At 71.8% G+C, this 6,491-nt stretch carries 4 protein-coding genes; 3 read left to right on the top strand and 1 reads right to left on the bottom strand.

The window, feature by feature from the left end; all coding sequences use genetic code 11:
* Positions 1 to 158 precede the first annotated feature (158 nt).
* Positions 159 to 650 (bottom strand): DUF1269 domain-containing protein, encoded by a 492-nt coding sequence (locus tag ACIQOV_RS21450; RefSeq protein WP_401050699.1) that lies wholly within the window; start codon positions 648 to 650, stop codon positions 159 to 161.
* 305 nt (positions 651 to 955) lie between these two features.
* Here ACIQOV_RS21450 and ACIQOV_RS21445 point away from each other — a divergent pair, with 305 nt between their 5' ends.
* The 3 genes from ACIQOV_RS21445 to ACIQOV_RS21435 form a co-directional block, all read left to right on the top strand.
* Positions 956 to 1,873 carry a polyphosphate kinase 2 family protein gene (locus ACIQOV_RS21445; protein WP_401050697.1) on the top strand — a complete coding sequence of 306 codons (918 nt, stop codon included), beginning with the start codon at positions 956 to 958 and terminating at the stop codon, positions 1,871 to 1,873.
* Positions 1,874 to 1,992: 119 nt separating this feature from the next.
* On the top strand, positions 1,993 to 4,758 hold the full coding sequence (locus tag ACIQOV_RS21440; protein WP_401050695.1) for a cation-translocating P-type ATPase: 2,766 nt from the start codon (positions 1,993 to 1,995) through the stop codon (positions 4,756 to 4,758).
* A 28-nt stretch (positions 4,759 to 4,786) separates the two neighbouring features.
* A partial coding sequence (locus ACIQOV_RS21435; RefSeq protein WP_401050693.1) for a SulP family inorganic anion transporter occupies positions 4,787 to 6,491 on the top strand: 1,705 nt, incomplete at its 3' end.

Here is a 6,491-nt window from a genome sequence, read left to right as displayed (position 1 = left end):
CCTTACTGATCTCCTCGGTCTGCAATCGAACTAGCTACACCATCGAACTCTTTTCTGTCAAGGACGGCAGCAGCAGCAGGTGCACCTCGCGCGGCCGAGCCGCACGGCCGCGCCCCGTGCAACGGGCGGTGACGGTCCGGCCCGCGTCGGCGGTCGCCTCACTCGCCCTCGGTGAACGTCTCGCGCAGCCGGGCCTCCTCGTCGGCCGAGAGGTTCGTCTCCAGGAGCTCGGCGTGCAGGCCCTCGAACGCCGACCTCACCGGGTCGAGCACGGCGTCGGAGCTGAGCACGAACAGGGCGGAGGTGCCGGGAGTGACCTTCTCCCGCAGTCGCTTGACGAAGTCCTCGTCGATGCCGACGTGGGCGAGGTGGCCCCCCAGCGCGCCGCCGGCCGCGCCCAGGGCCGCGCCGAGCACGGGCACGAAGAAGATCATTCCGAGGAGGAAGCCCCAGAAGGCGCCGCCCACGGCACCCATGCCGGTCATGTCGCTCAGATGGCGGGTCCTCGGCTTCCTGGCCCCTTCCGGCCAGGTGACCACCGCTCCGTCCTGGACCTTGATCAGCTCCTGGCGCCCCAGCCTCTTCAGGGTGGCGAGCGCCTCGTCGGCTCCGTTCGCGGTGGGAAAGCGCCATACCGTCAGGGTCGCCATCACGGCCTCCGATCGCGGGGGTACTGCACCGGCAGCCCCATCGTCGGCACGGGCCGCGGGCGCTGCCACACGCGGACGCCGGACGGGCGAACCGGCCGCGAGCGCCCCGGCCGGGCGGCGCGGGTGGGCCCGCTCCGGAAGGACACCGTCGGATTGACACGGCCGACCGGCGGCCACAGCGTGGCAGGTAGCACTCTTCCGTGCTGGTCGGTCCCGGTTTCCGCCGCGTCGAGGACGCCTGTGCGGACGGGGCGCTCGGCAGGCCTCCCGATGCCCGCCGGACCCGAGAGGAGCTGGTACAGGCGATGTCGGACGGACGGACGGCCAAACGCATTGCGAAGTTCATCAAGCCGCTGCGGGTGAAACCGGGGTCGCGGGTGGACCTCGCGGAGGACTTCGACCCCCGGTACAAGGCGGGCATGAAGAAGCGCGAGGGCGTCGAGCTGCTGCGCACCGGCGTGTCGCTGCTCTCGGAGTACCAGGCCCGGCTGGCGGCCCAGGACACCTACGGCGTGCTGCTCTGCCTCCAGGCGCTCGACGCCGGCGGCAAGGACGGAACGATCCGTCACGTCATGAGCGGGGTGAACCCGCAGGGCGTCCACGTGAGCAGCTTCAAGGTGCCCTCCACGGAGGAGCTCGACCACGACTTCCTGTGGCGGTACGCGCAGCGGCTCCCGGCGCGCGGGGACATCGGGATCTTCAACCGTTCGCACTACGAGGAGGTCCTCGTGGTGCGCGTCCACCCGGAGAACCTCGACCGGCAGAAGCTGCCGGAGGAGGCGAAGGGCCCCGGAGTCTGGCACCGCCGGTACCGGGAGATCAACGACTGGGAGCGCTACCTCACCGACAACGGGTTCAAGGTGGTGAAGATCTTCCTGAACCTCTCCAAGGAGGAGCAGCGCAAGCGCTTCCTGGCGCGGATCGACCTGCCCGAGAAGAACTGGAAGTTCTCCGAGGCCGACATCCGCGAGCGCGAGCGCTGGGACGACTACCAGGAGGCGTTCTCCGACATGCTGTCGGCCACGAGCACGCCGTGGGCACCCTGGTACGTCGTGCCGGCCGACCGCAAGTGGTTCGCGCGCATCTGCGCGGCGGCGGTGCTCGCGCACACGCTCATCGAGATCGATCCGCAGTTCCCCACGGTCGACGAGCGGATCCGCAAGGACCTGCGCGCGGCCAAGCGCCTGCTGGAGACGGAGGCCCCACGGGGCGTCCGCACGTGATCCGTCCGCACGTGATCCGGCGGCTGCGCGTGATCCGTTCGCGCGTGATCCGTCCGTGGTGACGCGTCGGACCGACCGACGTCCAAGGGGGGACGTTCCCGGATCCCGAGGAGTGAAGAATGGCGGAGCAGGCTGGGCCGTCCGGCCCGCAGGAGTCCCCGGACCCGTGGTACGCGCGACCTCCCCGCGAGGTCGCGTCCTCGCTCGGGGTGGACCCGGCGACCGGGCTCAGCGCCGCCCGGGCGGCCGAACTGCTCGCCGCGAACGGGCCGAACGCGTTGCCCGAGGAGAAGGCGAGGCCCGACTGGCTGCGCTTCCTCGACCAGTACCGCAGCTACATGCAGATCATCCTGCTGGCGGCGGCGGCGGTCTCCCTGGCGATCAAGGAGTGGACCACCGGGATCCTGCTGATCGTCCTGACGCTGCTCAACGCGGTGGTCGGCCTGCGGCAGGAGGGCAAGGCCGAGAGCGCGATGAACGCGCTGAGGTCGATGATGAAGGCCACCGCGCGGGTGCGGCGGGACGGGACGGAGGCGCAGATCCCGGCCGAACAGCTGGTCGTGGGCGACGTGGTGCTCGTCCGGGCGGGCGACGAGGTCCCGGCGGACGGACGGATCGTCGAGGCCAGCGCGCTGCAGATCGACGAGTCGGCGCTGACCGGCGAGAGCGTCCCCGCCGCCAAGGACACCGGCCCCCTGCCGGCCGGGGCGCTGGGCCCGGGCGACCAGACCAACATGGCGTTCATGGACACCCCGGTCACCCACGGCAGCGGACTGCTCGTCATCACCGCGACGGGCTCCGGCACCGAACTGGGCAAGATCTCCGGGATGCTGTCGGCGACCGAGAAGGAGCAGTCGCCGCTCACCAGGGAGCTGAACACGCTGACGCTGTGGATCGCGGCGGCGGCCGGCCTGACCATGGTCGTGATGTTCGCGCTCGGCCGCAGCCGCGACCAGGCGTGGGACGCCCTCTTCGTCAGCGCGGTCTCGCTGGCCATCGCGGCCATCCCGGAGGCGCTGCCGACGGTCAGCCAGGTCATCCTCTCCGTCGGCAGCCTCAACCTGGCCAAGCGGCACGCGATCGTCAAGGAACTGCCGTCCGTCGAGACCCTCGGGTTCACCTCGGCCATCAACTCCGACAAGACCGGCACCCTGACGATGAACCAGATGACGGTCGTCGAGGTGCTCACCCCAGCCGACCGCTACACCGTCTCCGGCACCGGCTACCGCCTCGACGGGCGGATCCACCACGCCGCGGGCTCCGCCCCGGGCATCGAGGACGCCGTCCTGCCCCACCTGGTGGCCAACGACGCGAAACTGGTCGACGGCGAGGTCGTCGGCGACCCGACCGAGGGCGCGTTGCTCGTCCTCTGCCACAAGGCCGGGCTGGACATCGAGGCCACCCGGGAGCGCCTCCCCCGGCTCGCCACGCTGCCGTTCGACCCCACCTACAAGCTGATGGCCAGCTTCAACGAGGCGAAGGACGCGGACGGCCGGGCGGTGGTGCGGTGCTTCGTCAAGGGCGCGGCCCCCGCGGTCATGGCCCGGGCCTCCTCGGCCGACTCGAACGGCGTGGTCGTCCCCTGGGACGCGGAACTCGGCGGACGCGCCCAGGCGCAGACCGAGCGGATGGGCGGCGAAGGGCTGCGGGTGATGGCCGGGGCCGTCCGCGACCTGGACCCGGCGGACTTCGACCCGGACGGCGACCTGCTGGCGTTCGTCGAGGACCTGCGGATGACCAGCCTGGTGGCCATGGTCGACCCGCCGCGCGAGGAGTCACGGGCCGCGATCGCCAGCGCGCAGGCCGCCCACATCCGGGTCCGCATGGTGACGGGCGACGACGTCACCACCGGAGCGGCCATCGCCCGTCAACTCGGCATCGAGGGGGAGGCCGTCCTCGGCGCCGACTTCGCCGCCCTGCCGGAGCACGAGCGGCTGGCCCGGATCGACGGCATCGGAGTCCTCGGCCGGGTCGCGCCCGAGCACAAGGTGCTGCTCGCCGCCACGCTCAAGCGGAAGGGCGACGTGGTCGCCATGACCGGCGACGGCGTCAACGACGCGCCGGCGATCAAGGCCGCCGACATCGGCATCGCCATGGGCAGCGGCACCGACGCGGCGAAGAACGCGAGCCGCATGGTCCTCGCCGACGACAACTTCGCCACCATCGTGTACGCCGTCGAGGAGGGCCGGAAGCTCTACGACAACCTCACCAAGTACATCCGGTTCGTCCTGGTGCTGCTGGTGACGTTCGTGCTGACCTTCCTCGGCGCCGCGCTCCTGAACATCGCCGCCGGCGAGCCGTTCACCCCGGCGCAGGTCCTGTGGGTCCACTTCGTGGTCAACGCCCCCTTCGGCTTCGCCCTGGGCTTCGACCAGGAGAGCCCCGGCCTGATGCGGCGCACCCCGCGCCCGCGCGGCGAGACGGTGCTGACCGGGCCCGTGATGATCACCGTCGGGCTCGCCGGGCTGGCCGTCACGGTCGCCCTGCTCGGGCTGACCAAGCTGGGCGAGGCGCACTACCACAGCGCGCCCCTCGGCAACTCGATCGCGTTCACCGCCTTCGCCCTCTGCCTGATCGTGGCGGCCTACGAGTGCCGCAGCGAGCGCGGCTCCGCGCTGACCGTCCGCACCTTCGACAGCAAGCAGATGAACCTGGCGGCCCTCGGCGAGTTCGCCCTGGCGGTGCTGGTCACCCAGATGGACGCCTTCCACCGCCTCCTCGGGACCACCGACCTCACCGCCCGGCAGTTCGGCTGGGCCCTGCTGGCCGCCGTCGCGCTCCTGCTGCTGTGGGAACTGGGCAAGTTCGTCGCCCGCAGAGTGTCCGGCGCCGGCGGCGGGGCGGCGGCCGGCCGCGGCGCCGCGACGGCCGGCCCCCGTCCGTGACGGCGTTGCGGAGCCCTTGAGGAGATCCATGGCCGCCGGTGCTCCCCCCGACCGACGACGGCACCGCTTCGTGCCCGCCCTGCCGGGACTGACGGTGCTCCGCTCCTACCGGCGCGACTGGCTGCGGGGCGACCTGGTGGCCGGTGCCACGGTGGTGGCCTACCTGGTGCCCCAGGTCATGGCGTACGGGAGCGTGGCGGGGCTGCCGCCGGTCACCGGGCTGTGGGCCATCCTGCCCGCGATCGTGCTGTACGCCCTGGTCGGCTCGTCCCGGCTGCTCTCGGTCGGGCCCGAGTCGACCACGGCGCTGATGACCGCCACCGTGATCGGGCCGCTGGCCGGCGGCGACACCGCCCGCTACGCCGTCCTGGCCGCGAGCCTGGCCGTGGTGGTCGGCCTGCTGTGCGTGCTGGCCTGGCTGGCCAGGCTCGGCTTCGTCGCCGACCTGCTCTCCCGACCGGTGCTGATCGGCTACCTCGCCGGCGTGGCACTGATCATGATCGTGGACCAGCTGTCCAAGCTCACCGGGATCGACGTGCGGGGGGAGGGGTTCTTCCCGCAGCTGACGTCGTTCGCGTCGAACCTCACCGAGGCCCACCTGCCGACGGTCGCCTTCAGCGCCGCCACCCTGCTCTTCCTCCTCCTGGCGGCCCGCTTCCTCCCGCGCCTGCCCGGCCCGCTGCTGGCCGTCGTGCTCGGCACCGCGATCTCGGCCGCGTTCTCGCTCAAGGACCACGGCCTCGCGGTGATCGGCGAGATCCCGGCCGGGCTGCCCCGTCCCGTGCTGCCGGACCTCACCGAGCTGAACCGGCTGCTGCTGCCGGCGCTGGGGATCCTCCTGGTCGGCTACACCGACTTCATCCTCACCGCGCGCGCCTTCGAGGGATCGGGGGAGGAACGGCGGCTGGACGCCAACCAGGAACTGCTGGGCCTCGGCGCGGTCAACCTCGGCGCGGGCTTCTTCCAGGGCTTCCCGGTGAGCAGTAGCGCCAGCCGTACCGCGCTCGCCGAGTCGGCCGGAGGACGTACCCAGCTGTACGCGCTCACGGCCGGCCTCGGTGTGGTCGCCGTGCTGCTGTTCCTCAGCCCGTTGCTGCACGACACCCCGGACGCCGTGCTCGGGGCCCTGGTCGTGTTCGCCGCACTCCGGATGATCGACCTCGCCGGTTTCCGCCGGCTGGCCTCCTTCCGGAGCCGTGAACTGCTGCTGGCGCTCGGATGCATGGTCGGCGTGCTGACCCTGGACATCCTCTACGGCGTCCTGGTCGCGGTGGGACTGTCGGTGATCGAGCTGCTCAGCCGGGTCGCGCGGCCGCACGACGCGGTGCTCGGCCTGGTGCCGGGCGTGGCTGGGATGCACGACGTCGACGACTACCCCGAGGCGCGGACCGTCCCCGGACTGCTCGTCTACCGCTACGACTCCCCGCTGTTCTTCGCCAACGCGGAGAACCTGCGGCGCCGGGCGCTCGCCGCCCTGGCCGAACAGCCGGAGCCGGTACGGTGGTTCGTCCTCAACACCGAGGCGAACGTCGAGGTGGACATCACCGCGCTGGACTCGCTGGACGCCCTGCGCCTCGAACTCGAAGCCCGCGGCATCGTGTTCGCCCTGGCCCGGGTCAAGCAGGACCTGCGCGACGAACTCGACGCCTACGGCCTGAGCGAGTCCGTCGGCGCCGACCGGATCTTCCCCACCCTGCCCACGGCGGTGGCCGCCTACCGCTCCTGGGCGGGGG

This window comes from Kitasatospora sp. NPDC091257 (assembly GCF_044757675.1).
In the GTDB taxonomy this organism is placed as follows: domain Bacteria; phylum Actinomycetota; class Actinomycetes; order Streptomycetales; family Streptomycetaceae; genus Kitasatospora; species Kitasatospora lactacystinica.
The sequence above is the reverse complement of the archived record's forward strand: the minus strand, read 5'-3'. Positions and strand labels throughout refer to the sequence as shown.